Origin of the sequence: Kitasatospora sp. NPDC127067 (assembly GCF_042724755.1) — a bacterium.
GTDB classification, from domain to species: Bacteria; Actinomycetota; Actinomycetes; order Streptomycetales; family Streptomycetaceae; genus Kitasatospora; species Kitasatospora lactacystinica.
The window spans coordinates 1-25,040 of record NZ_JBHXEM010000125.1; the positions used below are offsets into that span (position 1 = coordinate 1).

Here is a 25,040-nt window from a genome sequence, read left to right on the forward strand (position 1 = left end):
TGCCCGGCCCGGCCCGCCGTCGGGGCGGATCAGTCGACGATCTCCATCTGGCCCATCATGCCCGCCAAGGAGTGCTCCAGCATGTGGCAGTGGTACATGTAGCGGCCGAGGTGGTCGGTGAAGGTCGCCTGGACCCGGACCGAAGTACCGGGCGGAAGCGGCACGGTGTCCTTCAGGCCGGCGTCACCGGGCAGCGGCGGCCGGCCGTCCCGGTCGAGCACCCGGAACTGCACGAGGTGCAGGTGGAAGGAGTGCTGGATCGGGCCGTACTTGGTGGCGCTGTCGCCGTTGGTGACCGTCCAGATCTCGGTGGCACCGCGGCGGATCCGCTGGTCGACCCGGTCCGGGTCGAAGGACAGGCCGTTGACCAGGCCGGTCGGCGTGCCGTTCAGGTCGAAGGAGAGCGTCAGCTCGCGGTGGACCGTGGCCGGCGGCAGCTCGGGCAGCGGCCGCAGGACGGCCGGCACACCGCCGCGGTCGCGCGCCCGGCGGTCCACCGCGAACTGCAGCACCGGCTCGACCCGGTCGTCGCCGGTGTACTGGCCCTGGTTGGTGAGCGCGGCCCTGCTGCCGACCGCCAGCCCGGAGAAGTCCACCACCAGGTCCACCCGCTCACCGGCGGCGAGCGGGAAGTCCGTCCCGGTCCGGTCGACCGGCGCGGGCAGCAGACCGCCGTCCGAGCCGATCTGGAGGACCGGCAGGGAGCCGAAGTTCAGCTTCAGGAACCGCAGGGTCGAGCTGTTCAGCAGGCGCAGGCGGTACCTGCGGGCGGCCACCGGGAAGTACGGCTTGGAGCGGCCGTTGACCAGGATCACGTCCCGCTTCGCCGGATCCCCGTGGACCAACTGGCCCGCGGCGTCGAACTCGGCGTCGCGGATCGCGATCGGCACGTCGTACTCGTCCTTCGGCAGGTCGTACCGGCGCTCGTCCTCGCCCTCGATCAGGTAGAAGGCGTGCAGACCGCGGTAGACGTGCTCGGCCTCCGTGTGGTGGCTGTGGTCGTGGTACCAGAGGGTGGCCCCGGGCTGCCGGTTCGGGTACTCGTAGCGGCGCTCGCCGCCCGGGTCGATCAGTTGCATCGGGTGGCCGTCGCTGTCGGCCGGGACGTGGCCGCCGTGCAGGTGCACGTTGACGGCCTCGGGCAGCCGGTTGCGGTAGGTGACCAGCACCCGGCGGCCCTCCCGGGCCCGGATCGTCGGGCCGACGAAGCTGCCGCCGTAGGTCAGGCAGCTGGTCCGGACGCCGGGGATCAGCTCCAGGTCGGCGGCCAGGACGTCGAGCCGGTAGACGTCGGTGTCGTCGGTCCGCGCCACCGGCCGCAGCGTCGGCGGCACCGGCATCCGCACGGAGAACGGCCCCTTGGGCGCCCCCCGGCCGATCCGTACGGGGGCCGGCGGGTCCCCGCCGGCCACGGCGCCCACCGGCAGGCCCACCCCGGTCACCGCCGCGATGCCCGCGAGGCCCAGGAATCTTCGTCTGTACACAGTGTCCTCCCCACGTCGGTCCCGATCCGTCCGCATTCGGTCGTCGCCGGTGCGTCAGGCGTAGGTCACGACCGCGCGGAAGCGGACCTCGCCGCGTTCGACCCGTTCGAGCGCCTCGGCGACCCGCTCCTTGGGGAAGGTCTCGATCAGCGGCGTGACGGCCCCGGACGCGACCAGGTCGAGGGCCTCGGTGAGCTGGTCGAGGCCGTTGTGGGTGGCGCCGATCACCTGCTGGCGCTGCGCCCAGAACGGGCTGGTGGGCGGGATCGTGAAGGAGTCGACCGGGTCGATGGTGGCGAGCACGATCCGGCCGTTCGGGCGCAGTCCCTGGAGGGTCTCGGTGGCGGCCCGGTAGGAGGTGCCGGTCACCAGGACCACGTCGGCGCCGCCGGCCGCCCGCAGCTGCTCGCCGTCGGCGACCACGTGGTCCGCGCCGAGCGTGCGGGCCAGCTCGTGCTTGTCCGGCGAGCGGGTGACGGCCACCGTCTCGAAGCCGGCGGCACGGGCGAACTGCACGGCGAGGTGGCCGAGTCCGCCGATCCCGAGGACGGCGACGCGCTCGCCCGGCTCGGGGTTCGCGGCGCGCAGCGCGCTCCACGCGGTGTATCCCGCGCACAGCACGGGCGCCGCGGCATCGTACGAGAGGGCGTCCGGCAGCAGCACCGTGCTGTCGGCCGACACCGCGACGTACTGCGCGTGACCGCCCTGCACGGTGAGGCCGCTCATCACCGACTCCGGGCAGTTCATCCCGGACTGCCCGGTGAGCGGGAGGTTGAGCCGGCAGTAGTCGCACCGGCCGCAGGTCGCCTGCACCCAGGTGGTGCCGACCCGGTCCCCGACCCGGCGGGTGGTCACTCCCGGACCGACCTCGACGACCTCCCCGGCGGCCTCGTGACCGACCACCACCGGGTCGAGCGGCGGGAAGGGGAAGACACCCTGGCTGACCCAGAGGTCGTTGTGGCAGACCCCGCAGGCGTGGACCCGGATCAGTACCTGACCCGGACCTGCCGTGGGGGTGGGGATCTCGCGCAGTTCCCAGCGCGCCTTGGCCTCGGGTACGACGGCTGCCCACATCGGACGGACCTCCCTTTCCGGTCAGCGGGTTCGCGGCGTGAGGCGGACCGGGAGGGTCTGCACGCCGTTCATGATGAAGGTGACCTGCGGCGCCAAGTCCCCGGTGGGGACGGCGAGTTCGATGTCCGGGAAGCGCCGGAACAGCGCGGCGAGCGCGATCTCGGCCTCCATCCGGGCCAGCGGCATGCCGATGCAGCGGTAGACGCCGTGGCCGAAGGAGAGGTGCTCCTTGTCCGGCCGGGCGGCGTCGAAGGCGTCCGCGCTGTCGCCGTGCACGGTGCGGTCGCGGCCCACCGCCGCGAAGTTGATCAGGACCGGGTCGCCCTTGGCGATGACGACGCCGCCGATCTCGATGTCCTCCACCGCGAAGCGGAAGGGCAGATGGGCGACCGGCGCCTCGACGCGCAGGGTCTCCTCGATCACGTCCGACCAGCTCACCGCGCCGCTGCGCAGCAGCGCCAGCTGGTCGGGGTGGGTGAGCAGGGCCCGGGTCGCGTTGGCGAGCAGGTTCATCACCGGCTCGGTCCCGGTGGCGAGCAGCAGGTGCAGGGTGCCGACCAGTTCGGAGTCGTTCAGCCGGGAGCCGTCCTCCTCCTGGGCCTGGACCAGGTCGCTGGTCAGGTCGTCCCCGGGGCTGCGGCGCTTGGCCTCGACGAACTCCTGCATCTCCCGGTGCCACTGCTCGACGTTGGCCGCCGACTCCTCGGGGGTGAGGGTGGTGTCGATGTTCGCCTCGCCGCCGCGCAGCATCTGCGCGCGGTCCTCGGCCGGCACTCCGAACAGGTCGCAGATCACCCGGGCGGGCATCGGGCGGGCGAAGCGGGCCTTGAGGTCCAGCACCTCGCCGGGTTCGCAGCGGTCCAGCTCGTCCAGCAGCTCGTCGACGGCCTTCTCGACCTCGGCCCGCATGGCCTCGACCCGACGCGGGGTGAAGGCCCCGGCGGTCAGCCGGCGCAGCCGGGTGTGGTCGGCGCCGTACCGGGTGGTGAGGTTGTCCATCAGCACCCAGCCGATGAGCGGGAAGTCCTCGCCGATCCTGCCCTCGGCGAAGGCCGTCCAGTGCTGGCGCGGGTCCTTGGACAGCCGGTGGTCGGTGAGGGCCTGGCGGGCGGTTTCGTGGTCGGTGATCGACCAGCCGAGCACGCCGCCGGGCAGTTCGATCCGGGCGACCGGGCCGTTCGCCCGGATCCGCGCGCCCTCGGCGTGGATGTCGTGTCCGGCGGGGTCGATGACGACGGGTTCGGGGATTGCCATGGGGATCCTCCGGGCGGTCGGTGGGAACGGCGGGCAGGGCATGCCGGACAGGGCCGCTCGGTGCGGCCCTGCCCGGTGGGGCGCCGGCTACAGGTAGAGGGTGTTGGGCCCGAGGCCGCAGGCGACCCGCCCGTAGAGTTCGAGGTTGGTGTTGGGGTGCAGGATGCCGTGCAGGTTGAGGGTCTGGACGTCCCGCTCGATGCGCTGGATCGGGACGGTGGTGTAGATCGAGGAGCCGCCGCTGGCGGTGTTGAGGATGTCCACCGCCTCCTTGGTGCGCGAGCAGACGGCACCGAGGTCGAGCCTGATCCGGGCCCGCTCCTCCAGGGTCCACTCCTCGCCGGTGGGGCCCTTGGTGTCGATCAGGCCGGCGGCGCGGTGGGCGTGGAACTCCACCTCGTCGATCCTGGTGATGGCATCGGCCACCTGGAGGTGGGTCACCGGGGCCTCGGCCTGGTTGGCGTACTCGGTGTAGCTGATCTTCCGGCCGGGGAGCCGCTCGAAGAACGCCTCCTTGGCGGCCTTGGCCAGCCCGAGCGCCGGCGCGGCCACCGTGGCGCACGCGGTGGGCATGAACGGGGCCCGGTAGATGGGCGATTCGGCGTTCGCCAGGGAGCGGTGCCGGCCCTGGAGCACCGGGACCATCGGCAGCACCCGCGGCTCGGGGACGAACAGGTCGGTGGCGACGGTGGTGACGCTGCCGGAGCCGCGCAGGCCGGTGGTGTGCCAGTCGTCGACGATCTCCAGGTCCGCCAGCGGGACGGCCACCATGATCGGCTGCGGCCCGTCCGGGGTCATCAGCACGGCCGCGTTGGTGTTCCAGGAGCTGTGCAGCGCACCCGAGTTGAACGTCCACTTGCCGTTCAGCAGCACGCCGCCCTCGACCGGCACGGCGACCGCGGTCGGGCTGAGGATGCCGCTCACGCGCACGCCCGGGTCGGCGAAGATCTCGTCCTGCACCTCGTCCGGGAACAGGCCGGCCATCCAGGAGCTGATGGCGTAGACCGCCATGACCCAGGCCGTGGAGCCGTCGCCGCGGGCCAGCTCGGCGATCACGTCCACCGCGGTGCGCATGTCGGATTCGTAGCCGCCGTAGCGGACCGGCACCCGGATCTGCAGCAGTCCGGAGTCCGTCAGCGCGGCCAGCGTCTCGTCGGACAGCCTGCGGTGCTCCTCGTGCCACAGCGCGTTCTTCTGCAGCAGCGGCACCAACTCGGCTGCACGGCTCACCAGTTCTTCCCTGGACGGGGATTCCTTGGCTGTCATCGGGGGCTCCTCCGAAGTGGGCGGCCCGCGCGGGACGGTTGGCCGTCCGGGCCGCGGTCGTTGATCGGCCCTGTCGAGGCTGGCAGCCGGGCGGGGTGCCCGCATCTCCCGGATTGCGGCGCGTCCGGAGCGTGTCCAGGCCACCATGGCGTCCAACGATCCATCGCAATCGGGAAGTTGTCACCCGTCGGGGGCCGGTGTGAGGCTGGCCGTCACCCGGCCGCCGTGATCGCGGCCGGGACCACCGGAGAAGGAGAGAGCCATGTCCGCCACTCCCCCGCCCAACTCCCCCGAAGCCGCCGCGCTGCGCGCCGTTCCGGAGCGGATCGTCGCGGCCTGGGCCGCCCAGGACGCCGACGGCTTCGCCGAGGTCTTCACCGAGGACGCGACGCTGATCCTGCCCGGGGACATCTATCTGACGAGCCGTCAGGCGATCCGCGCGTTCATGACCCAGGCCTTCGCCGGCCCGTTCAAGGGAACCCGGGTCACGGGCGAGCCGGTGTCGGTCCGCCCGCTGGCCGCGGACGTCGCCGTGCTGGTCACCCAGGGCGGCGTGCTGGCCCCCGGGGACACCGAGGTGACGGCCGAGCGGGCGATCCGCGCGACCTGGGTGCTGGCCCGCCAGGGCTCCGACTGGCGGATCGCCTCGTACCAGAACACGCCCATCGCCGCCTGAGACCCGGCGGGCCGGTCCCGGCCCGCGCTGCCCGCACCTCCGATCCGAGCGTCCACTGAGAGGACCCGGCATGCGCCCCTTCCGTATCGACATCCCGCAGGAAGCCCTCGACGACCTGGACCGCCGGCTCGCGGCGACCCGCTGGCCCGGCGAACTGCCGGGCGTGGGCTGGCAGCGCGGGGTTCCGCTCGGCTACCTGAAGGAGCTGGCCGAGTACTGGCGCACCGGCTTCGACTGGCGCAAGGCCGAGGAGCAGCTCAACGCGTTCCCGCAGTTCCTGACCGAGATCGACGGCGTGGACATCCACTTCCTGCACGTGCGCTCGCCGGAGCCGGATGCCACGCCGTTGATCATCACCCACGGCTGGCCCGGCTCGGTGGTCGAGTTCCTGGACGTGATCGGGCCGTTGACCGACCCGCGGGCGCACGGCGGCGATCCGGCCGACGCGTTCCACGTGGTCATCCCCTCGCTGCCCGGCTACGGCTTCTCCGGCCGCCCCCGGGAGACGGGCTGGGACACCGCCCGGATCGGCCGGGCCTGGGCCGAGCTGATGCACCGCCTCGACTACGACCGGTACCTCGTCCAGGGCGGCGACTGGGGCATGCCGGTCTCCCTCCAGCTCGGCCTGGCCGATCCGGCGCACGTCGCCGGCGTCCACCTCAACATGCTCGCCACCTTCCCGCCGCAGGACCCGGCCGAGTTCGCGAACCTGGACGGGGCGGACCTGGCCCGGCTGGAGTTCGCCGCGCACTTCGAGCAGGACGGGGCCGGCTGGCGGAAGATCCAGTCCACCCGGCCGCAGACCGTCGGCTACGGCCTGACCGACTCGCCGGTTGGCCAACTCGCCTGGATCGTGGAGAAGTTCAAGGAGTGGACGGCCGCGGAGACGGCGCCGGAGGACGCGGTGGCCCGCGACCGGCTGCTGACCAACGCGGCGATCTACTGGTTCACCGCCTCCGCCGCCTCCAGCGCCCAGCTCTACTACGAGTCCAACCGGCTGGACACCGACTTCATCCGTACCTGGGCCGGCCCGTGGCCGCTCGCCGCGCCGGTCGGGGTGGCCGTCTTCCCGCAGGACGCCGTCCGGCCGATCCGCCGCTGGGCCGAGCAGATCCTCCCGACCCTCGCCCACTGGTCCGAGTTCGAGCGCGGCGGGCACTTCGCCGCGCTGGAGGAGCCCGAGCTGTTCGTCGGCGACGTCCGGGCGTTCGCGCGCCGGGTGCGCTGACCGCCGGCACCTCCACGAGACCGCCGGCGCCCCTGCGGGACGACCGGGGAACCCGATCCGCCCTCCCTCCCCACCCAGGTTTCACCCAGGCCCGGAGTCGAGCAACGACACCGGACGGAAAAGGAGTCGATTTGTCCTTCATCCTGAAGACCCGCGACATTGGGCGGCGCGGCCGCCGCAGACCCGGCTGGCTGGCGCTGACGGCGCTGGCCGCCGCCTCGCTGGCGATCGGGCCCGGCATGGCCGCCCCGGAGCGGGCCGCCGCGGGCCCGGAGGCCGCCGCGGAAGGCCACGGCCGCCCGGTCCACGCACAGGACTGGCCCCTCTCCAACGGGGATCTGACCAACACCAGGGACGTCACCCGGACGCCGATCAACTCCCACAACGTCAAGAACCTCAAGGTGAAGTGGCGGCTCCCGCTGGAGGGCAACCCGACCTTCGCCGGCATCATGGCCTCCAATCCGGTCGTGGTGGGCGACACGGTCTACCTGATCAGTCTCAACTCCGACGTCACCGCGGTGGACAAGGAGACCGGGAAGGTCCGCTGGAAGCGCGTCTTCAACAGCCCCTCGGTCGGGCCGAACGGCGTGGCCTACGCGCGCGGCCTGCTCTTCGGCACCACGTTCACCGGCGTCTTCGCCCTCGACCCGGCGACCGGCCGGACCGTCTGGTCGCGGGAACTGATCGCCTCCGGCGAGGGCGGCATCGACGTCGCTCCCCAGGTGTACGAGGACACCGTCGTGGTCAGCACCGTCCCCAACACCTTCGGCAAGTACGTGCCGGGCGCCATGGGGACCATCTTCGCGCTGGACACCGCCACCGGGAAGCCGCGCTGGAGCTTCAACACGGTCAAGGACGGCGACCTCTGGGGCCACCCGGAGATCAACAGCGGCGGCGGGACCTGGTACGCGCCGGCCCTCGACGAGCACGGACGGCTCTTCGTCTCCGTCGCCAACCCCGCCCCGCTGCCCGGCACCCCCGAGTACCCCAACGGCAGCAGCCGACCGGGCCCCAACCTCTACACCAACTGCCTGCTGGCACTCGACAGCAGGACCGGGAAGCTGCTCTGGTACCAGCAGGCCGCACCGCACGACCTGCGGGACTACGACCTCCAGGAACCCCCGATCGTGACCACCACCAAGGTCCGCGGGGTGCCCACCGAGGTCGTGGTGACGGCGGGCAAGATGGGCAAGGTCTTCGCCTACCGGGCCGACGACGGAACTCCGCTGTGGACCCTGCCGGTCGGCACCCACCTGAACGACGAGGGCCCGCTGCCGGACACCCCGGTCACCGTCCTGCCCGGCATCATCGGCGGCATCGAGACGCCGATGGCACTCTCCCGCGGGCGGCTCTTCGTTCCCTGGGTCGACAACCCGAGCAAGCTCGGCGCCACCGGCGGGCTGGAACTGCCCGACAACGCCGCGGGCCGGGGCGGTCTCACCGCCGCCGACGTGGCGACCGGCAAGGTGCTCTGGCAGCGGGACCTGCCGCAGATGGCGCTCGGTGCCGCCACGGTGGCCAACGACGTGGTCTTCACCTCCACCTTCGACGGCCAGGTCTACGGGTTCGACACCGCCACCGGCGCGACCCTGTGGACGGCCAGGACACCGGCCGGCATCATCTCCTTCCCGGCGGTGAGCGGCAACCTGCTCCTGGTCGGTGCGGGCGCCCCGGGGCTCTCGACCAACCCCTCGTTCGAGCTGGTCGCCTACTCGCTCTGACCACGTCCCGCGTACCGCCCCGCTTCTCCCACCGCTCCTGACACGACGGCCACCGGCCCGGCGTCCCCCGCCGCGCCGGTGGCCGTCGTGCGTGCGTTCCGCCGCGCGCCGGAGCGGCATGCGGCGCGCCCCCCGCCCCGGGCGGCACGACAGAAGATCTCCCGAAAATTCTGCCGTCCGATGTCGATCCGCGGCGCTCGGCTTCGTCTACCAAGTGCCGGGCCTGGACCCCGGCGGTCGGGGCCCCGGTGCCTCGACACGGTCGCGGCCGCCGGGGAAGGAGTGGACGCCCTCCCCGGCGGCCGTCGGCTCACACCACGACGGGGAAGGGAGCCCGCCAGGAACTACCGAGAGTGACTGCGAGGCGGCAGTCCGGACTCCGGCCCACCCGTGGACGACATCCGCGCAGGGCCCGTCACCGGTGCGCGGGAGTGCCCGGGACTTCTCGTGTCGTGCGGTGCCCAGCCGGCCCCACGACCCCGATCCGGCCCGCTTCCCACGGCCCTCAGATACCGCCTGACCTGCGCATTCATTGCCCATGCCGAAAATCACACGGCCAACGGCGAGCGCTCGGGCGGTTCTTGACCATGCTTCGTGGACGCTGCTACACATCGACCCGTCGCCGACCGAACAGGGGCGGCGGATCTTCTGTGGGCACGACCGTGGAGGAACCGTGGTGCAATCACCCACCGTACTGGCCGACGGGCTGGACTTCCCGACCAGCCTCACCTTCGACAACGCGGGCCAGGTGTATCTGGCCGAGTCCGGGCTGCCCTTCGGGGGCGCCGCCCCCGGCGGCCGGATCTGGCGTCTGGGCCCGGGAACCGACTCCTCGTCACGCACCCTGATCGCCGACGGCCTGGCCGCCCCGGTGACCGGACTGCTCTGGCACCAGGACCACCTGTACGTCTCCGAGGGCGGGGCCGGCCGGATCACCCGGATCGGCCCGGACGGGCAGCGGACCGTCATCGTCGACGGCATGCCGGGGCCCGGCAACTACCACATCGACATGGCCGTGGCCGGCCGGGACGGGAAGCTGTACTTCGCCCAGGGCGCGATGTCCAACCTGGGGATCATCGGGCTGGACGCCTACGAACTCGGCTGGCTGGGACGGCTTCCGCACTCGTACGACATCCCCGGCCTCGACATCGAGCTCACCGGCTTCAACGTGACCACGGACGACCCGCTGGCCGGCCGGCCCGGCGCCCGGACCACCACCGGCGCGTTCGTCCCGTTCGGCACCGCGACCCAGCCGGGGCAGCGGATACCGGCCGGGCTGCCGTGCAGCGCGGCCGTGCTGCGCTGCGACCTCGACGGCGGCAACCTGGAGCTGGTGGCCTGGGGCATGCGCAACGCCTTCGGCCTGGGCTTCCTGCCGGACGGCCGGCTGCTGGCGGTCGACCAGGGCGCCGACGACCGCGGCAGCCGGCCGATCGGCAACGCCCCCGACCTGCTGTTCGAGGTGCGCGAGGGCGCCTGGTACGGCTGGCCGGACTTCATCGGCGGCATCCCGGTGACGGACCCGGCGTTCAAGCCCACCCGCGGCCCGCAGCCGACCTTCCTGCTGGCCAACCACGGCGAACTCCCGCCGCCCGAGCGCCCGGTGCTCGACTTCGAGTCGCACGTCGCGGCCACCAAGTTCGCCGTGGCGCCCCCGCGCTCCCCGCTGGCCGGACAGCTGGTGGTCACGCTGTTCGGGGACGAGGCGCCGATGACCCTGCCGCCGGGCGGCCCCCAGCTCGGGCGCGACCTGCTGCTGGTCGACCCGACCGACTGGTCCACCCGGGGCCTGCCGTCCGGTCCCGAGCTGCACCGGCCGATCGATGTCGGCTTCGCGCCGGGCGACGACGCGCTGCTGATCCTGGACTTCGGTGAGTTCGAGATGACCGACCACGGCGTCGAGTCCCGGCGGGGCACCGGCCGGCTCTGGCGCTGGGCGGGCTGGGACCAGTCCTAGGGCGTGTCTGACAGACACGCCCTGGAACGCGTCATCTCCTCCTCACCGAAAGGGAGTCGCACCATGGCAGGCAGGACCGGACTTTGGCTGGTCGGCGGCAGGGGGTCGGTGGCCACCACGGCCGTCTGCGGCCTCGCCGCCTTGCGGGCCGGGCTCGTCCCCGCGACCGGCAGCGTCAGCGAGCGGCTCGACCTCGATCCGGGCGTCTTCCCCGGCTGGTCCGAGCTGGTCACCGGCGGCCACGACCTCGTCCCCACCCCGCTGGGCAAGCGGGCGGAGGAACTCGCCGCCGCGGGTGTGCTGCCCGGTCGGCTCCCGGCGGCGGTCGCCGAGGAACTCGCGGCCGCCGACCGGGAGATCCGCCGCGGCCACGACCCGGACGACGACGCCCCGGCCACCCAGGCCGAGGCGGCGGACCGGCTCGCCGCCGACCTCGCGGACTTCCGGCGCTCCCACGGCCTGGAGCGGGTCGTGGTGGTCAACGTCTCCTCCACCGAGCCCCCGCTCCGGCCGCTGCCCGAACACGCCGACCTGGCCGCCCTGGACCGCGCCCTCGCCCAGGAGGGGCGCCGGGTGCTCGGCCCGGCCGCCCTCTCCGCGTACGCCGCGTTCTCGGCCGGCTGCCCGTACGTCGACTTCACCCCGTCGCCCGGCCTGCGCATCCCGGCGGTCACCGAGCTGGCCGACCGGCACGGCCTGCCGTACGCGGGCTGCGACGGCAAGACCGGCGAGACCCTGCTGCGCAGCGTGCTGGCACCGATGTTCCTCGCCCGCGGGCTGCGGGTGCGGTCCTGGTCGGGGACCAACCTGCTCGGCGGCGGGGACGGCGCCAACCTCGGGGTGGCGGGCCGCGCGCAGGGCAAGCTGGAGTCCAAGACCCGCGGTCTGGCCGCGCTGCTCGGCGGGGAGGTCACCGCCCCGCTGCACATCGACCACGTCCCCGACCTCGGCGAACGCAAGGTCGCCTGGGACCACGTCTCCTTCGAGGGCTTCCTCGGCACCTCGATGAGCCTGCAGCTCAGCTGGGACGGCTACGACTCGGCGCTGGCCGCGCCGCTGGTCCTCGACCTCGCCCGGCTGGTGGCCGGTGCGCACGCGGCCGGGGAGTCCGGGCCGCTCGGCGCGCTGGCCTTCTTCTTCAAGGACCCGCTCGGCAGCGACGAGCACCGGCTCGCCCAGCAGGAACAGGACCTGGTGTCCTGGGTGCGGCGGATCGAGGTGGCCCGATGAGGGTCGCCCTGCGTCCGTGGCTCGACCTGGTCCGGGCACCGGCGGCGCTCACCGTCCTCGGGGACACCGTCGCCGGCGCGGTCGCCGCGGGCCGTCCGCTGCGCGGCCGGCGGCTGGCCCTGCCGCTCGCCTCCGTCGCCCTGTACTGGTCGGGGATGGCGCTGAACGACTGGGCGGACCGGGCGGTCGACGCGCTGGAGCGCCCCGAGCGCCCCGTCCCGTCCGGCCGGATCACGCCCGGGGCCGCGCTCGCCGCGGCGGCCGGGCTCGGCGCCACCGGGCTGGCGCTGGCCGGTCTCGCGGGCGGGGCCGACGCGCTGCGCATCGCCGTTCCGCTCACCGCGGCGGTGTGGGCGTACGACACCGTGCTGAAGCCGACCCCCGCCGCCCCGCTGGGCATGGCGGCCTGCCGCGGCCTGGACGTCCTGCTCGGCGCCGGATCCGGGCACTGGCGGGCGGCCGGCGTCCCGGCGCTGGCGCTGGCCACCCACACTCTGGGCGTGACCGCGCTGTCCCGCGGCGAGGTCCACGGCGGCCGCTCCGCCGATGCCCGGCTGGCGGTGGCCGCCACCGCGGTCACCGCCCTGCTGGCCGGCACGGGCCGGGCCGCCTCGGCCCGGCACCGCACGGCCGGGGCGCTCTGCGCACTGGGGTACGCGGCCACCACCGGCGCCGCCCAGCTCGCCGCCGGCCCGGCACGCTCCACCGGACGGACCGCGGACGGCACGGCGGGCGGCACGGCGGGCGGCACGGCGGCGGCGGTCCGGACCGCGACGGTGGCCGGGATCCACGGCATGGTGCCGCTGCAGGCCGGGCTGGCCGCACGGCTGGGCTCGCTGCCGGCCGCCGCGCTGGTGCTGGGCGCCCTTCCGCTGGCCCGCCGGCTGTCCACCCGCAGGAGCCCGACGTGAGCGCGATCGCCGTCGGGTACGGCACCAACGGCTTCGCCAACCACCGGCTCGCCGACGCGATCCGGGTCATCGCCGACCTGGGCTACACCTCGGTCGCCCTCACCCTCGACCACCACCACCTCGATCCCTTAGGCCCGGACCTGGCCCGGGAGACCGACCGGCTGGCGGCGCTGCTCTCCGCCGCGGGCCTGCGCTGCGTGGTCGAGACCGGCGCGCGCTTCCTGCTCGACCCGTACCGCAAGCACCACCCCACGCTGGTGTCCGGGGACGCCGGGCCGAGGATCGACTTCCTGCTCCGCGCCGTCCGGATCGCCGAGTCGCTCGGCGCCGACTGCGTGTCCTTCTGGTCCGGCGTGAGCGAGCCCGGGGTGGACGCACGGACCAACCGCGCACGGCTGGTCGAGCACCTCGGCCCGGTCCTGGCCGAGGCGCAGCGCCGCGCCGTGCGGCTCGGCCTGGAGCCCGAGCCCGGCATGGTCGTCCAGCACCTCGACCAGGCGCTCGACCTGCGCCGCGAGCTCGGCGAGCCCGACGCCCTCGGCATCACCCTCGACGTCGGGCACTGCGTGGCCGTGGAGCCGGTGGACGCCGCGCAGTGCGTCCGGCGCGCGGCCGGGCTGCTGGTCAACGTCCAGCTGGACGACATGCTTCCGGGCGTCCACGAGCACCTGGAGTTCGGGCAGGGGCGACTCGATCTCGCCGCGACGCTGGCCGCCCTCGACGGGATCGGCTACACCGGCGTCGCGGCGGTCGAACTGCCCCGGCACAGCCATGCCGCACCGACCACCGCACGAACGGCCCTGGCGGCGATACGCCGGGCCCAGGAGACCGTTTCCGTTCCGCCGGCGCACACGGGTGCGCCGGCGTCGTCCACGATCGGAGACCGCCCATCATGACCGACACCGAGAAACACCGCTGGCTCGAAACCAGCGTCTACGGCGGGAGCCGGCCGGCCCTGTCGCCGGACCCGCAGGAGGACTGGCTGGCCTGCGCCGAGCGCCGGGTCCGCGAGTGGCCGGGCACGATCCACCAGGAGTTCCCGCTGGCCGGCCGGATGGTCGGGCGCGGGCCGGTGCGGCCGGACGCCGACCCGCAGGGGCTGGTGCACGGCACGGTCGACGACCGGGCCCGGGCCCGGCTGCTCGCGGTGCTGGCCGGGGCCCTGCCCGGGGCGGTCCTGGCGGCCGAGGTCGAGAAGCTCTACCGGCACGGCGACGCCGCCGAGCGGCGCGGGGTGCTGCGCGCGCTGCCGGATCTGCCGGACGGCGTGCGCCGGCTCGGCCTGCAGCTGGTCGCCGACGGCCTGCGCACCAACGATCCGCGGCTGGTCGCGGCGGCGATGGGCCCCTTCGCGGCGCGGCACCTGGAGCAGGACCAGTGGCGCCACGGCGTGCTGAAGTGCCTGTTCACCGAGGTGCCGCTGGGCGCCGTGGCGGAGCTGGTCGCCCGCACCGACGCCGAGCTGCTGCGGATGGCCCGCGACCTGGCCGAGGAACGGCGGGCGGCCGGCCGGGAGATCGGCTCCGACCTGCGCGTGCTGCTCGGCATGAGCGTCCTGCTGGCCCTCGTCCCGCCGCGACCGCAGGAGGCCTGGTCATGAGGATCTTCGACCCGCACATCCACATGACCTCGCGCACCACCGACGACTACCGGGCCATGCGGACGGCCGGTGTCCGGGCGGTGGTCGAGCCGGCCTTCTGGCTCGGCCAGCCCCGTACCAACCCGGGGTCCTTCACCGACTACTTCGACGGCCTGCTCGGCTGGGAGCGGTTCCGGGCCTCCCGGTTCGGGATCAGCCACAACTGCGCGCTCGCCCTGAACCCCAAGGAGGCCAACGACCCCCGCTGCGTCGAGGTGCTGGACGTCCTGCCGCGCTACCTCGGCAAGGACGGCGTGGTCGCGGTCGGCGAGATCGGCTACGACTCGATGACCAGGGCCGAGGACGAGGTGTTCGCCCGTCAGCTGGAGCTGGCCGTCGACCACGGGCTGCCGGTCCTGGTCCACACCCCGCACCGGGACAAGCACGCCGGCACCCGCCGCACCCTGGACGTGGTCCGCGAGTCCGGCATCGCCCCGGGCGCCGTCCTGGTGGACCACCTCAACGAGGTCACGGTGGCGACGGTCGCCGACTCCGGCTGCTGGATGGGCTTCTCGATCTACCCGGACACCAAGATGGACGAGCACCGGATGGTCGCCGTCCTGCAGGAGTACGGAACCCACCGGATCCTCGTCAACTCGGCCGCCGACTGGGGGAATTCGGACCCCCTCAAGACGCACAAGGTGGGCCGGGCCATGCTGGCGGCCGGCTTCACCGCGGCGGACGTGGACACCGTGCTCTGGCGCAACCCCGTCGAGTTCTACGGCCGCAGCGGGCGGCTGGTCCTCGACGAGGGGCTCCAGGACGACGCCGACGGCGCCTCCTTCGCGGGCAACTCGGTACTCCGGGGCGGATCGTGAACCGGCTCTGCTACTCCACCAACGTCCATCCGGCCGAGGACCTGCCCGGCATCCTCCGGCAGCTCGACACCTGCGCAGTTCCGATCCGCGAGCGCACCGGCTTCGACCGGCTCGGGCTGGGCCTGTGGCTGGCCGCCGACGCCGCCTCCGCACTGGCCGCCGACCCGTCCCTGCTCCGCCGGCTGCGGGTCGAACTGGACGCCCGGGACCTGTCCGTACTCGCCCTGAACGCCTTCCCCTACGGCGGCTTCCACCAGCGGGTGGTCAAGCACGCGGTGTACCGGCCGGACTGGACCGAACCCGCCCGCGCCGCCTACACCGCCGACTGCGCCACCGTGCTGGCCGGCCTGCTGCCCGACGACGCCGAGGGCGGCAGCATCTCCACGCTGCCGCTGGCCTGGCGCAGTCCGTGGTCCCCCGCCGCGGACCGGGCCGCCGAGCAGGCGCTGCGCCGGACGGCGGCGGCGCTGCGCACGGTCTCGGCGCGGGCGGGCCGGCCGATCCGGCTCGCCGTCGAGCCGGAACCGGGCTGCGTGCTGGACACCGTCGAGGACGCCGTCGGCTGGCTCGCCACCCGCGCGGACCTCGAATTCGTCGGCCTCTGCCTGGACACCTGTCACCTGGCGGTCTCCTTCGCCGACCCGGAGCGGACGGTGGCCGCCGTCGAACGGGCCGGCCTGCGGGTGGTCAGGATCCAGGCCTCGGCCGCCCTGCACGTGGACGACCCGAACGACCCGGCGGCCCGCCGGCTGCTCGCCGACTATGCCGAACCCCGCTACCTCCACCAGGTGCGGGAGTCGGACGGCTCCGGCCGGGTACTCACGGCCGACGACCTGCCGGAGGCGCTGGAGCGGCTGCCCGGCCGGTGGCCCTGGCGGGTGCACTTCCACGTGCCGCTGCACGCCCCGCCCCCCGCGCCGCTGCGCGCCACCACCGATGTGCTCCGCCGGGCGGTGGCGGCCGTGCGGGAGCGGACGGTGATCGAGGTCGAGACCTACACCTGGCCGGTGCTGCCCGGGCGACCGGCCGACGCCCCCGTGGACATCCCGGCCGGGATTGCCGCCGAACTCACCTGGGCCGAGCGCGAACTGATCGGTGAAAGGGCGGACCGTTGAAACCCGTGGTCCTGCTGGACGTGGTCGGCCTGACCCCGCGCCTGCTGCCGTACATGCCCAACCTCACCCGGCTCGCCGAGCGCGGCGGGTCCGCCCCGCTGCGCACGGTGCTGCCCGCCGTCACCTGCAGCGTGCAGTCCACGCTGCTCACCGGCCGGCTGCCCGCCGAGCACGGCGTCGTCGGCAACGGCTGGTACTTCCGCGAGCTCGGGGAGATCCACCTCTGGCGCCAGCACAACCGGCTGGTCCGGGCACCGAAGGTGTGGGACACCGCGCGCTCCCGGCATCCCGGCTACCGGGTGGCCAACGTCTGCTGGTGGTACGCCATGGGCGCCACCACCGACCTGCTGGTCACGCCGCGCCCGGTCTACCACGCCGACGGCCGCAAGTCGCCCGACTGCTACACCCGGCCGGCGGCGCTGCGCGACGAACTCACCGCCGAGCTGGGGCCCTTCCCGCTCTTCCAGTACTGGGGCCCGACGGCCGGGATCGCCTCCAGCCGCTGGATCGTCTCGGCGGCCCGCCGGATCCTCGCCGCCGAGCGGCCCGACCTGCTGCTGGTCTACGTCCCGCACCTGGACTACGACCTCCAGCGCTTCGGGCCCGACGCGCCGCAGGCCGTGGCCGCGGCCCGGGCGGTGGACGCCGAGCTGGCACCGCTGCTGGAGCAGGCGGAGCAGTCCGGCGCGACCGTGGTCGCGCTCGGCGAGTACGGCATCACCCCGGTCCGCCGCCCGGTGGACATCAACCGCGAACTGCGCCGGGAGGGCCTGCTGGAGGTGTACACCCAGGCCGGGATGGAGTACCTGGACCCGTGGGCCTCCCGGGCCTTCGCCGTCGCCGACCACCAGATCGCCCACGTGTACGTCCCCGACGAGGCGGACCTGCCCAAGGTGCGCGACCAGTTGCTCCGGCTGCCCGGCGTGGCCGAGGTGCTGGACCGCGCGGACCAGGCCCGCCACGGCCTCGACCACCCCCGGTCCGGCGAACTGGTGGCGGTGGCCGACCCCGACGCCTGGTTCACCTACTACTACTGGCTGGACGACGCGCGGGCCCCCGACTTCGCGCGGTCCGTCGAGATCCACCGCAAGCCCGGCTACGACCCGGCCGAGCTGTTCTTCGACCCGGCGGACCCGCTGGCCAGGGCCCGGGCCGCGCTCGGCCTGGCCCGCAAGAAGCTCGGCCTGCGCCACACCATGAACGTGGTGCCGCTGGACCCCTCCTGGGTCCGCGGTTCGCACGGCCGCCTGCCGGACTCGCCCGCCGACGGCCCGGTGCTGATCTGCTCCGACCCGGCCTGGCGGCCCGTCCTCGACGCGGCCGGCGCGATCGGCGCCACCGACGTCCCCGAGCTGCTGCTGGGACTCCAGGGCCTGGGCCGCTGACGAGCGGCCGTCACCGGTCGTTCAGCGCTTCGGCCCGGGTCTCCAGGTAGCGGCGCTCGGGGATGCTGCCGGTGCGCCGGGCGGCCTCCCGGAAGCTGTTCCGGGCGGCCTCCCGGTCGCCGTTCATCTCCAGCAGGTGGGCGCGGACCGCGGCGAGCCGGTGGTGGTCCGCTAGCCGGCCGTCGGCCTCCAGGGTCGCGAGCAGTTCGAGCCCGGCCGCCGGGCCGAGGGCCATCGCGCGGGCAACGGCGTGGTTGAGCGTCACCATCGGGCCGGGGGCCATCTGCTCCAGCACCTCGTACAGGGCCATGATCTGCGGCCAGTCGGTGTCCTCGGCGTGCACGGCCTCGCCGTGCACGGCCGCGATGGCCGCCTGCACCTGGTACGGCCCCGCCACCATCCGCGGGAGGGTCTCGGCTATCAGCGCCAGCCCCTCCTTGAGCGCGGACTGGTCCCAGGCCGAGCGGTCCTGTTCGGCGAGCGGGACGAGGCTGCCGTCGGGCCGGGTGCGGGCCGGCCGGCGCGCGTCGGTCAGCAGCATCAGCGCCAGCAGGCCCGCCGCCTCGCCCTCCTCGGGCAGCAGCCGGTGCAGCTCACGGGTGAGGCGGATGGCCTCGCGCGCCAGCTCGGGCTGCAGGAGGTCGGGGCCGCTGGTGGTGGTGTAGCCCTCGTTGAAGATCAGGTAGAGCACCTGGAGCACGACCCCCAGCCGCTCCTTGCGCTCGCTCTGCGGGGGCATCCGGAACGACGACCCGGTGGACTTGATCCGCTGCTTGGCCCGGCTGATCCGCTGGGCCATGGTCGCCTCGGGGACCAGGAAGGCGTGCGCGATCTGCGCGGTGGTCAGACCCCCGACGGCCCGGAGGGTGAGCGCGACCTGCGAGCCGGGTGTGAGCGAGGGGTGGCAGCACAGGAACAGCAGGGTGAGCACGTCGTCCTGCTCGGCCGCCTTGGGCTCCTCGCCCGGCCCGGGCGTCACCGTCTCGTCGGCCGGGGTGAGCGCGGCGACGGTGGCCTCGCGGCGCTGGCGGGCCTGCTCGCTGCGCAGCCCGTCGATCACCCGGCGGGCGGCCACGGTGATCAGCCAGGCCCGGGGGTTGCCGGGGACCCCCTGTTCGGGCCACTGGACGGCGGCTGCCAGCAGGGCGTCCTGGACGGCGTCCTCGCAGGCGTCGAAGTGCCCGTAGCGGCGGACGACCGCGCCGAGGACCTGCGGTGCGAGCGATCGGAGCAGGTCCTCGACCCGGACGTCGTGGTTCATCGGCTCAGCTCTCCGTATCGGCTTCGAAGACGACCTGACGGACCTCGATGCCGGTGTAGCGGGCGTCGGGGATCAGGCCGGCCAGTTCGATCGCGCGTTCCTTGGACGCACAGTCGACCAGGTAGTACCCGGCCAGGAACTCCTGGGCGGCCAGGTAGGGGCCGTCGGTGACGGCGGGCCGGCCTTCGCGGACCCGGACCGTGGCACTGCCGGACGGATCGGCGAGGGCCTGGGTCATCACCATCTCGCCGGAGTCGAGGATCTTCTGCTCGAACGTGGCGTGTCCGGAGAAGACCTCGTTGCGCTCCCGTTCCGACAGGCCGTCCCAGACGGCCGGGTTCATGTGGATCAACAGCATGTACTTCATCTCATCATTCCTTGGTCCCTCGCGCGGCGGGTCGATCTCTGCACCTGAGACGTCGCCGCGGGCGGCCCGCACTCGACATCCAAGCCGAGATCGCGTCCCTTCGCCCGAGTTTCCGCCGGAGATGTCGAGACCGTACCGGCTGGTCCGACGTACCGGGTGTGACGGCACCCGCGGACGCCGAGTGCCCCGAAAAATCCGGAAGGACCCCGTGATGAGTGACACCACACCCCCCGGCGAGCCCGCGCCCCGGGCCGGACGGCGGGAATGGATCGGGCTGGCCGTCCTCGCCATGCCCGCCCTGCTGGTCTCGATCGACGTCTTCGTGATGCTGCTGGCCCTGCCCAGCCTGTCGGACTCCCTCCACGCCAGCGGCGTGCAACAGCTGTGGATCACCGACATCTACCCGTTCATGCTCGCCGGCCTGCTCGTCACCATGGGGTCGCTCGGCGACCGCATCGGACGGCGCCGGCTCCTGCTGATCGGCGCCGGCGCGTTCGGCCTCGCCTCGATCGCCTCCGCGTACGCCGTCAACCCCACCATGCTGATCGCGGCACGCGCCCTGCTCGGCATCGCCGGCGCCACCCTCGCGCCCGGCACCCTCTCGCTGATCACCACCATGTTCCAGGACCCCAAGCAGCGCGGTGCCGCCTTCGGCATCTGGGGCGCGTGCTTCTCGGCCGGCGCCGTCATCGGCCCGATCATCGGCGGCGTCCTGCTCGCCCACTTCTGGTGGGGCTCGGCCTTCCTGATCGGCGTCCCGCCGATGGTGCTGCTGCTCGTGCTGGGCCCGGTGTTCCTGCCCGAGTTCCGCAACCCCGACGCCGGACGCCTGGACCTGATCAGCGTGCTGGAGTCCATGGCGGCCGTCCTCCTCGCCGTCTGGGGCCTCAAGGAGATCGCCAGGGACGGCTGGCAGGCGCTGCCGATCGCGGCCGTGCTGGTCGGCATCGGTTTCGGCATCCTCTTCGCCCACCGCCAGCGCCGGCTGCCGAACCCGCTCCTCGACCTGAGCCTGTTCGGCCACCGCACCTTCTCGGCGGCACTGATCAGCCTGTTCCTCGGCACCATGCTCACCGGCGCGGTGATGTTCTTCGTCACCCAGACACTGCAGCTGATGTACGGCCGTGACCCGCTCCACGCGGGTCTGTGGATGCTGCCGGCGATCATCGCCAACACGATCGGCTTCACCCTCTCCCCCAAGCTCGGCCAGCGCTACCGCCCGGCGTACCTCATCGGTGGCGGGCTGCTCCTCGCGACGGTCGGCATGCTGGTGATGACCATGGCGGATCCCGGATCGAGCCCGGCCGTCCTGATCACCGGCTTCGCCATCGTCTTCCTCGGCTCCGGTCCGATGGTCACCCTCGGCATGGGCCTGGTCATGGGCTCCGTGCCGATGGAGAAGGCCGGCTCCGCGGCCGCGCTCAACGAGACCAGCGGCCAGCTCGGCTTCGCCGTCGGCATCGCCGCCCTCGGCAGCATCGGCGCCGCCGTCTACCGCGGCTCGCTCAGCCTGCCCGACGGCCTGCCGGCCGACACCGTCCGGGCCGCGAAGGACTCCCTCGCCGGTGCGCAGGAGGCCGCCGGATCCCTCTCCGGCCAGCTCGCCGACGCTCTCCTCACGCCCGCCCGGGCCGCCTTCGCGGACGAACTCCACACGGTGGTCTCCATCTCCGGCGTCCTGCTGGTCGCCACCGCCGCCCTGGTCGTCGCCCTGCTCCGGCACATGCCGCCCACCGGCCAGCAGGCGGCCGCCGGCGCCCCCGAGCCCAGCGAGGACTCCGTCCCCGCGACCGGCTGACCGCGCCCGGCGCGCCCGCCCGGTCCGCGCGGGGCGGTCACCCGGACGGCCCACGATGCCCGTGCCCCCGACTCCACGACGGTCGTTGGGGGCACGGGCATCCGGCTGTACGGACGGCCCGCAACACCCCCGAGGAAAGGTGTGGAGGGCATGACGCAGCTGGTGACGGTGCAGTGCTTCAACGTGTCACGGGACGGGTTCGGCACCGGTGAGGGGCAGTCCCTGGAACGGCCCTTCGGCCACGCGGACCCGGCCGCCCTCTTCTCCTGGGCCGGTGCCACCGCCAGTTGGGTGAACCGCGTCGACCCCGGCGGCACCCGCGGCCTGGACGACTACCTGACCCGCGACCACGCCCGCCCGCCGGGCGCGGTGATCATGGGACGCAACAAGTTCGGTCCCCAGCGCGGGCCCTGGCCGAACCACGAGTGGAAGGGCTGGTGGGGGGCCAACCCGCCGTTCCACGCGCCGGTCTTCGTGCTCACCCACCACGCGCGCCCGTCCTTCACCCTGGCCGACACCACCTTCCACTTCATCGAGGCGAAGCCGGCCGAGGCCCTGGAGCAGGCGAGGGAGGCCGCCGGGGACGGGGACGTGCGCATCACCGGCGGCGTCACCACCGTCCGCGAGTTCCTCGACGCCGACCTGATCGACCGGATGCACTTCGCCGTCGCGCCCGTCGACCTCGACCGGGGGGAACGGCTCTGGCGGAGCCACACCGAACTGCTCGACCGCTTCCACCTCGACGTGGTGCCCAGCCCGAGCGGGGTCACCCACCTCCTGTTCTGGAGGCGATGACCACCGACCCGCCCCGGGGGGAGGAACGAGGCCGGGGAAGAACGAGGCCGGCGCGGGTCCCGAAGGTCCCGCGCCGGCCTCGTCGACAGCCGGTCAGGCGGCCAGGCCATCGCTGAAGACGATCGGCCGGACCTCGATGCCGAGGCCCTCCACCGCGGCGTCCGGGATCATCGCGGCGATCTCGTGCGCACGCTCCTGGTCCTTGACCTCGATGATGTAGACCCCGCCCACGTACTCCTTGGCCTCGGCGTACGGGCCGTCCGTCACCGCGGGAACGCCGCCACGGACACGCACCACGGAGCTCTGCTCGGTGCCGGCCAGCGCCAGGGTCCCGACGAACTCGCCGGTCTCCTTGATCTTCTCCATGAACCCGCCGTGGCCCTGGAAGACGGCGTTGCGCTCCTCCTCCGACAGTGCGTCCAGGACCTCGGCGTTCGGGTACATCATGATCAGGTACTTCATGGTTCCGCTCCCTGCGACGTGAGGCGCTCGCTGCGCCCCCTCCACTTCTTGGTCGGCGCCGACGCGCCGTTCTCGACATGGTCGCGAAAAACCTTTTCCCGACCCAATCGGATCGCCGACGTCCGCTTCACGGTGCCGGTACGCCGAAGGCGGAGGGCGGCACCGGGCGACGGGCGGCGCGCAGGACCCGCAGCAGGGTGCGGGGGCGCATCAGGGACTGCGGGGAGGCCACCAGCCCGGCGATCCGCACCAGCGCGTCGGTCACCCGGGGGTCGTGCACCGCCGCCCGCTGCGCCAGCGCGGCGTACCGGTTGACCAGGGCGGTCTGGAGGTTCCGCTTGCCCTTGACGCCCCGGTAGCCCAGGTCGGTCACCGCGGCGAACGACCACGGGGAGCGGATCTCGCGGGCGATGTCCCGGAAGTACGCCTGGGGCCTGGGCAGCCGCCGCCCGGCAACGTGCCGGCGCAGCACCAGCGCCTGCAGGGCGGCCGAGGTCATGCCCTGGGCGTAGGCGGGGTTGAAGCTGCAGATCGCGTCGCCCATCACCAGCAGTCCGGCCGGAAAGCGCTCCAGCCGGTGGAAGTCCCGGCGGACGCTGGCCGGAAAACGGAAGCGCAGCGGTTCGTCCAGGGGTTCGGCGTCGCGGATCGTCTCGTAGATCTCGGGGACGGGCAGCGACCGGACGAAGGCGTGGAACCCTTCCGGGTCGGTGGGCGGGTGGTCGCCCAGGAGCCCGGTCACCGACAGCTCCACCTGGTTGTCGTCGCCGGGCACCCGGTAGAAGAACGCTCCGCGCGGGTGCGAGGGCGTGGCGGCCGGGATGATGGCGATGTCACTGTCGAACGGGTCCTTCTCCAGGCGGTAGTGGCGGGTGGTGTACGCCAGGTCGATCTCGATCCGCTCCTCCGGCGGCGCCTGGTACCCGAGGTCGGCCAGCCACCGCGGGGTCCGCGAGCCGCGGCCGGTGGTGTCGACGACCAGGTGCGCGGAGAGCGTCTGTTCCTCGGCCCCGGGGGTGCGTGCCTGCACCCTGACCCCGGTGACCCGGTGTCCGGAGGCGTCCGTCACCGGGGCGACGATGTCGTGCTCCTCCAGGAACGACACCTCCGGCAGCGCCCGCACCCGCTCGCGCAGGTGGTACTCGAGCACCGGCCGGGTGGCGGGCACGGACGGCAGGCCGGTGCGGGCGGGGCTCAGCCGCAGCCCGTTGAAGTACCACTGGATGTCGTTGCTGAAGTCCCCGGGCCGCACCCCTGCGGCGATCAACTCGTCGGTGAGGCCCGGGAACAGCGACTCCATGATCTGGTGGCCGCGGGCGACCAGCCCGTGGGCGTGGTTGCCGTGCGGGACGCCGCGGCGCGGACCGCGGACCCCGAGGATCTTGTCGCGTTCGACGATCACGACCCTCGGATAGGACTCGGAGAGCACCCTGGCCGCCAGCAGGCCCGCAATGCTTCCGCCGAGAACCACGGCACATTCGTCGGTACGGGTGGCCATGAAGGTCCCCTCTCTCGGTTGACCGGACGGGTGGGGCGGTCAGTTCCCGGACGGCCGGAACTGGCCGGGGGTGCGGCCGTCCCCGGCCGGGCCGCGGTAGGCCTGGGCGAGGTCGAGCCAGACGTCGGCGTCCTCGCCCTCGGCCGTCAGGGCGAGGTCGTCGCGGTGCCGGCGCCGGGTCACCAGCAGGCAGAAGTCGGCGGCGGGGCCACTGACGCGCTGCTCCGCGTCGGCGGGGCCGAACTCCCAGCGGGCTCCCGACGGGGCGGTGATCTCGAAGCGGAACTCGGTGTCGGGCGCCGTGAGCCCGCGCGCCTGGTAGCCGAAGTCCCAGGTGCGGACCGCGAATTCGACCAGGTAGCGGAGCCGGTCGGTGTACTCGCGCTGCACTCCGAAGGTGTCGGCGATGTCCTGGCCGTGGCCGAACAGCTCCATCATCCCGGCGGCGGCCAGGACGGGCGCCGGCAGCGGGCGGACCAGCCACGGCACCGGTTGGCCGGCCGGGACGGCCGCCAGGGCCTGCTCGGCGGTCCGGCGCTCGGCGTTCCAGCGCTCCAGCAGGAGCTTGGGCGTGCCGGAGGCCAGGTAGGGCTTGAGGGACTGCTGCACCGCGCCGTCGAAGTCCTGTCCGACGCCCGCGACCATCGCCTTGAACGCCTCGGGGTCGCCCGCGGCCGTTCCCGCCAGCTTGAAGGTGGCCGCGAGGTGGGCGATCTGGTGGGCGACGGTCCAGCCGGGCGCCGGCGTGGGCCGCGTCCAGTCGGCGTCCGCCAGGTTCACCACCAGGGCTTCGACGGCGTCGCCGTCCGCCGCCAGTGCGGATATCACGTCCTGCGAGTCGGGCATGCCTGTTCCTTCCGTAGGGGGGATCCGGATGCCGACGCCGTCTCGACGCGCGCTGCGGGGCGTCGGATCGGGGGCCAGCCCAGTATCGGCCGGGCGCAGATCGGCGGGCTTCTCTGCTCGTGCTGAGCGCTCGGCCCGCTCCGCCGCGCTCCCGTCCCCTTGCGTGTCCGTACCCCCGTGCGTCCGCCCCTGCGGCGGAACACGGCAGGGCGGGGGGGCCGCGGGGGGGGGGGGGGGGGGGCCGGGGGGGGGCCC

Annotated in this window: 22 protein-coding genes; 13 read left to right on the plus strand and 9 right to left on the minus strand. The window is 73.6% G+C overall.

Annotated elements, in window-relative coordinates; translation table 11 throughout:
• Positions 1 to 29 precede the first annotated feature (29 nt).
• The 4 genes from ACFWJ4_RS33755 to ACFWJ4_RS33770 form a co-directional block, all read right to left on the minus strand.
• On the minus strand, positions 30 to 1,484 hold the full coding sequence (locus ACFWJ4_RS33755; RefSeq protein ID WP_380551027.1) for a multicopper oxidase family protein: 1,455 nt from the start codon (positions 1,482 to 1,484) through the stop codon (positions 30 to 32).
• Between the two features lie 54 nt (positions 1,485 to 1,538).
• Positions 1,539 to 2,558, minus strand: a complete 1,020-nt coding sequence (locus tag ACFWJ4_RS33760) for an alcohol dehydrogenase catalytic domain-containing protein (protein ID WP_380551030.1) — start codon at positions 2,556 to 2,558, stop codon at positions 1,539 to 1,541.
• A gap of 21 nt (positions 2,559 to 2,579) precedes the next feature.
• Positions 2,580 to 3,812, minus strand: coding sequence for a cytochrome P450 (locus ACFWJ4_RS33765; RefSeq protein ID WP_380551033.1), 1,233 nt, complete (start codon positions 3,810 to 3,812; stop codon positions 2,580 to 2,582).
• Between the two features lie 87 nt (positions 3,813 to 3,899).
• Positions 3,900 to 5,078, minus strand: a complete 1,179-nt coding sequence (locus ACFWJ4_RS33770) for an acyl-CoA dehydrogenase family protein (protein ID WP_380551036.1) — start codon at positions 5,076 to 5,078, stop codon at positions 3,900 to 3,902.
• A 262-nt stretch (positions 5,079 to 5,340) separates the two neighbouring features.
• On the opposite strand from ACFWJ4_RS33770, the gene ACFWJ4_RS33775 reads away from it, so the two are divergent.
• From ACFWJ4_RS33775 to ACFWJ4_RS33825, 11 genes are all read left to right on the plus strand, one after another.
• Positions 5,341 to 5,754 carry an SgcJ/EcaC family oxidoreductase gene (locus ACFWJ4_RS33775; protein WP_380551039.1) on the plus strand — a complete coding sequence of 138 codons (414 nt, stop codon included), beginning with the start codon at positions 5,341 to 5,343 and terminating at the stop codon, positions 5,752 to 5,754.
• Positions 5,755 to 5,824: 70 nt separating this feature from the next.
• The gene (locus ACFWJ4_RS33780) at positions 5,825 to 6,982 is read left to right on the plus strand and encodes an epoxide hydrolase family protein (protein ID WP_380551042.1); all 1,158 of its coding nucleotides are present in this window, start codon (positions 5,825 to 5,827) and stop codon (positions 6,980 to 6,982) included.
• Positions 6,983 to 7,113: 131 nt separating this feature from the next.
• A complete protein-coding gene (locus ACFWJ4_RS33785) occupies positions 7,114 to 8,703 on the plus strand; it encodes a PQQ-binding-like beta-propeller repeat protein (RefSeq protein ID WP_380551045.1) in 1,590 nt (529 codons plus the stop codon).
• 676 nt (positions 8,704 to 9,379) lie between these two features.
• Positions 9,380 to 10,660 carry a PQQ-dependent sugar dehydrogenase gene (locus ACFWJ4_RS33790; RefSeq protein WP_380551048.1) on the plus strand — a complete coding sequence of 427 codons (1,281 nt, stop codon included), beginning with the start codon at positions 9,380 to 9,382 and terminating at the stop codon, positions 10,658 to 10,660.
• A 63-nt stretch (positions 10,661 to 10,723) separates the two neighbouring features.
• Entirely contained in the window at positions 10,724 to 11,890 is a 1,167-nt protein-coding gene (locus ACFWJ4_RS33795; protein ID WP_380551051.1) for an inositol-3-phosphate synthase, read from the plus strand.
• Positions 11,887 to 12,801: an SCO3242 family prenyltransferase gene (locus ACFWJ4_RS33800; protein ID WP_380551054.1), complete on the plus strand. Its 915-nt coding sequence runs from the start codon at positions 11,887 to 11,889 to the stop codon at positions 12,799 to 12,801. The genes ACFWJ4_RS33795 and ACFWJ4_RS33800 overlap by 4 nt, the downstream gene beginning before the upstream one ends.
• Positions 12,798 to 13,697, plus strand: coding sequence for a sugar phosphate isomerase/epimerase family protein (locus tag ACFWJ4_RS33805; RefSeq protein WP_380551057.1), 900 nt, complete (start codon positions 12,798 to 12,800; stop codon positions 13,695 to 13,697). Before ACFWJ4_RS33800 ends, ACFWJ4_RS33805 begins: the two co-directional genes overlap by 4 nt.
• A complete protein-coding gene (locus ACFWJ4_RS33810) occupies positions 13,694 to 14,401 on the plus strand; it encodes an EboA domain-containing protein (RefSeq protein ID WP_380551060.1) in 708 nt (235 codons plus the stop codon). The genes ACFWJ4_RS33805 and ACFWJ4_RS33810 overlap by 4 nt, the downstream gene beginning before the upstream one ends.
• Positions 14,398 to 15,258 (plus strand): TatD family hydrolase, encoded by an 861-nt coding sequence (locus ACFWJ4_RS33815; protein WP_380551063.1) that lies wholly within the window; start codon positions 14,398 to 14,400, stop codon positions 15,256 to 15,258. Before ACFWJ4_RS33810 ends, ACFWJ4_RS33815 begins: the two co-directional genes overlap by 4 nt.
• Positions 15,255 to 16,373, plus strand: coding sequence for a metabolite traffic protein EboE (gene eboE, locus ACFWJ4_RS33820; RefSeq protein ID WP_380551066.1), 1,119 nt, complete (start codon positions 15,255 to 15,257; stop codon positions 16,371 to 16,373). Before ACFWJ4_RS33815 ends, eboE begins: the two co-directional genes overlap by 4 nt.
• Positions 16,370 to 17,758 (plus strand): alkaline phosphatase family protein, encoded by a 1,389-nt coding sequence (locus ACFWJ4_RS33825; RefSeq protein WP_380551069.1) that lies wholly within the window; start codon positions 16,370 to 16,372, stop codon positions 17,756 to 17,758. The genes eboE and ACFWJ4_RS33825 overlap by 4 nt, the downstream gene beginning before the upstream one ends.
• A gap of 10 nt (positions 17,759 to 17,768) precedes the next feature.
• Here the strand turns inward: ACFWJ4_RS33825 and ACFWJ4_RS33830 are convergent, their stop codons facing one another.
• A complete protein-coding gene (locus ACFWJ4_RS33830; protein WP_380551072.1) occupies positions 17,769 to 19,019 on the minus strand; it encodes an RNA polymerase sigma factor in 1,251 nt (416 codons plus the stop codon).
• Positions 19,020 to 19,023: 4 nt separating this feature from the next.
• A complete protein-coding gene (locus ACFWJ4_RS33835) occupies positions 19,024 to 19,386 on the minus strand; it encodes a YciI family protein (protein WP_380551075.1) in 363 nt (120 codons plus the stop codon).
• Positions 19,387 to 19,597: 211 nt separating this feature from the next.
• Here ACFWJ4_RS33835 and ACFWJ4_RS33840 point away from each other — a divergent pair, with 211 nt between their 5' ends.
• Entirely contained in the window at positions 19,598 to 21,184 is a 1,587-nt protein-coding gene (locus ACFWJ4_RS33840) for an MFS transporter (RefSeq protein WP_380551078.1), read from the plus strand.
• 150 nt (positions 21,185 to 21,334) lie between these two features.
• Positions 21,335 to 21,979, plus strand: a complete 645-nt coding sequence (locus ACFWJ4_RS33845) for a dihydrofolate reductase family protein (RefSeq protein ID WP_380551081.1) — start codon at positions 21,335 to 21,337, stop codon at positions 21,977 to 21,979.
• Positions 21,980 to 22,072: 93 nt separating this feature from the next.
• Here the strand turns inward: ACFWJ4_RS33845 and ACFWJ4_RS33850 are convergent, their stop codons facing one another.
• From ACFWJ4_RS33850 to ACFWJ4_RS33860, 3 genes are all read right to left on the minus strand, one after another.
• Positions 22,073 to 22,441, minus strand: a complete 369-nt coding sequence (locus ACFWJ4_RS33850) for a YciI family protein (RefSeq protein WP_380551084.1) — start codon at positions 22,439 to 22,441, stop codon at positions 22,073 to 22,075.
• A 127-nt stretch (positions 22,442 to 22,568) separates the two neighbouring features.
• On the minus strand, positions 22,569 to 23,939 hold the full coding sequence (locus ACFWJ4_RS33855; protein WP_380551086.1) for an FAD-dependent oxidoreductase: 1,371 nt from the start codon (positions 23,937 to 23,939) through the stop codon (positions 22,569 to 22,571).
• A 39-nt stretch (positions 23,940 to 23,978) separates the two neighbouring features.
• Positions 23,979 to 24,785: a TIGR03084 family metal-binding protein gene (locus ACFWJ4_RS33860; protein WP_380551089.1), complete on the minus strand. Its 807-nt coding sequence runs from the start codon at positions 24,783 to 24,785 to the stop codon at positions 23,979 to 23,981.
• Positions 24,786 to 25,040 lie beyond the last annotated feature (255 nt).

Bases quoted from the DNA above. Each gene is read 5' to 3' on its own strand.
- ACFWJ4_RS33760 (WP_380551030.1), bottom strand. From the start codon at position 2,558: ATGTGGGCAGCCGTCGTACCCGAGGCCAAGGCGCGCTGGGAACTGCGC.
- ACFWJ4_RS33765 (WP_380551033.1), bottom strand. From the start codon at position 3,812: ATGGCAATCCCCGAACCCGTCGTCATCGACCCCGCCGGACACGACATC.
- ACFWJ4_RS33770 (WP_380551036.1), bottom strand. From the start codon at position 5,078: ATGACAGCCAAGGAATCCCCGTCCAGGGAAGAACTGGTGAGCCGTGCA.
- ACFWJ4_RS33775 (WP_380551039.1), top strand. From the start codon at position 5,341: ATGTCCGCCACTCCCCCGCCCAACTCCCCCGAAGCCGCCGCGCTGCGC.
- ACFWJ4_RS33780 (WP_380551042.1), top strand. From the start codon at position 5,825: ATGCGCCCCTTCCGTATCGACATCCCGCAGGAAGCCCTCGACGACCTG.
- ACFWJ4_RS33795 (WP_380551051.1), top strand. From the start codon at position 10,724: ATGGCAGGCAGGACCGGACTTTGGCTGGTCGGCGGCAGGGGGTCGGTG.
- ACFWJ4_RS33800 (WP_380551054.1), top strand. From the start codon at position 11,887: ATGAGGGTCGCCCTGCGTCCGTGGCTCGACCTGGTCCGGGCACCGGCG.
- ACFWJ4_RS33810 (WP_380551060.1), top strand. From the start codon at position 13,694: ATGACCGACACCGAGAAACACCGCTGGCTCGAAACCAGCGTCTACGGC.
- ACFWJ4_RS33815 (WP_380551063.1), top strand. From the start codon at position 14,398: ATGAGGATCTTCGACCCGCACATCCACATGACCTCGCGCACCACCGAC.
- ACFWJ4_RS33830 (WP_380551072.1), bottom strand. From the start codon at position 19,019: ATGAACCACGACGTCCGGGTCGAGGACCTGCTCCGATCGCTCGCACCG.
- ACFWJ4_RS33835 (WP_380551075.1), bottom strand. From the start codon at position 19,386: ATGAAGTACATGCTGTTGATCCACATGAACCCGGCCGTCTGGGACGGC.
- ACFWJ4_RS33840 (WP_380551078.1), top strand. From the start codon at position 19,598: ATGAGTGACACCACACCCCCCGGCGAGCCCGCGCCCCGGGCCGGACGG.
- ACFWJ4_RS33845 (WP_380551081.1), top strand. From the start codon at position 21,335: ATGACGCAGCTGGTGACGGTGCAGTGCTTCAACGTGTCACGGGACGGG.
- ACFWJ4_RS33850 (WP_380551084.1), bottom strand. From the start codon at position 22,441: ATGAAGTACCTGATCATGATGTACCCGAACGCCGAGGTCCTGGACGCA.
- ACFWJ4_RS33855 (WP_380551086.1), bottom strand. From the start codon at position 23,939: ATGGCCACCCGTACCGACGAATGTGCCGTGGTTCTCGGCGGAAGCATT.
- ACFWJ4_RS33860 (WP_380551089.1), bottom strand. From the start codon at position 24,785: ATGCCCGACTCGCAGGACGTGATATCCGCACTGGCGGCGGACGGCGAC.